The sequence below is a fragment of the Aeromonas sp. PrichA-15 genome (genome assembly GCF_017939245.1).
Lineage (GTDB): Bacteria > Pseudomonadota > Gammaproteobacteria > Enterobacterales > Aeromonadaceae > Aeromonas > Aeromonas caviae.
The window spans coordinates 1-1580 of sequence record NZ_JAGKRH010000189.1 but is presented as its reverse complement, the minus strand read 5'-3'; the positions used below and the strand labels follow the sequence as shown (position 1 = coordinate 1580).

The window sequence follows — 1580 nt, the reverse complement described above, 5'->3', positions numbered from 1 at the left end:
GCGCTTTGGTGGCATCCATGAATATCGACTGGGAGAAGCTCCGCCACAAGTAACGGAGCTAACAGGAGACCAGCAGATCATTTTGGAGGTATTGGGTGAGCGCTATCGGCAAATTTATTCCTAAATCAGGTGCGGAATGTCGGATCCTAAATTTCCTGCTGGCCCTGCAAAATTTGCAAATAATTTGGTTAGAGAAAATATTATATCCAGAGAGGAGTTAAATGATAATTTAATCCAAGGAATTACAGGATCTTCTCTTGGTGTTTGTCTCTTAGACTATTCAACCATCATATTGCTTTTCTCTGTTCCAGGTGAACATGTTGAAAACATTGTAGAGTTGGGCAAAAAAACTAAAGTCGTAGAACTATTGTTCAGGTATAAACATCCTTGGACGCCTTCAGTTAACGAATAAGCACTTTTTTATGTAAATATCATCCAAGCGCATCTGCGAAGAATGGTTTGAATAACTTTTTATTCTAATGTATTTTTTCTAGGGAGGATCAAGTTGAAAAAGCGTAGATTGGTGTACTGGAAACATGGTCGTGACACAACTACCTTTGATGTATGGTTACGTCTCCTCTACTGGTCTTCAAGCTCCATTCAACCTTTCAAGTATGCATTCTCCGGATATTTTCAGATACGAATATCAAAAATATCTGTAATATCAAAAACATCAGTCACTAACGAGCCTCTATTGATATTACTAGTGGCCCCACAATGCTCCATTTGGAGCCGTGCCGTTTTTATGGTACGGTGACGTCACCTAGCGTTCCCATTACCTCCAATCGAATAAATTTCAGATATATATTCTCTCTGTGAACCTACCTCTGGGATTGCGCTATGCAGTCCCATTTTCATTGGAGATTGATATATGGCTCACCTCATCGATAGCATTGCCTACATTGGCCAGACGCCTTGGCACGGCCTCGGCAATATCTTGCCCCCACAACAATCCTTGGAGATCTGGCTTAAAGCTGCCGGAATGGACTGGACCAATCGAGCAGAGCAATGTGATGTTTAACGTTGCTACCGATGCCTTGCATATTCGCCCCTATAAAGACAGCAAGGTGCTTTACCGATCCGACACGCTCGAACCCCTGTCGGTCGTCTCCCAACGCTATAACGTGGTACAGCCCCATGAGGTGCTGCACTTCTATCAGGATTTAGTGGAAATCGGCGGCTTTGAATTAGAAACCGCTGGCTCACTTAAGGGCGGCCGTAAATTGTGGGCGCTGGCCCGTACCGGCCAAGACTTGAAACTCAAAGGCAATGACTTGGTGAAGTCCTATCTGCTGCTGGCAACCAGCTGCGACGGCACGCTCTGCACCACGGCGCAATTTACCTCATTGCGAGTGGTCTGTAATAACACCCTGCAGATGGCGTTGCGTAATAGCTCCGGTGCGGTCAAGGTCTCCCACTCGACGACATTTGACCCCAGGGCCGACGCATGATCATTCTTTGCGCTAGTTGATCAAGTATCGATCAGTTGAGCGGCGCCAAGTACGATTTTAATTGTACCTTGCGTTGCCAAGCTGTAAATAGTCGAGATCTTAACTAACTGTTTATTTTTATGGCCCAGA

The 1580-nt window shown here is 45.1% G+C and carries 1 protein-coding gene and 1 pseudogene; both read left to right on the top strand.

What is annotated here, in order from left to right; translation table 11 throughout:
• The first annotated feature begins 136 nt into the window (after window positions 1-136).
• Window positions 137-412 carry a hypothetical protein gene (locus J9889_RS18625; RefSeq protein WP_210557668.1) on the top strand — a complete coding sequence of 92 codons (276 nt, stop codon included), beginning with the start codon at window positions 137-139 and terminating at the stop codon, window positions 410-412.
• Between the two features lie 459 nt (window positions 413-871).
• Window positions 872-1433, top strand: a pseudogene (locus J9889_RS18620) (DUF932 domain-containing protein); the annotation flags it as partial.
• Between the last annotated feature and the right edge of the window lie 147 nt (window positions 1434-1580).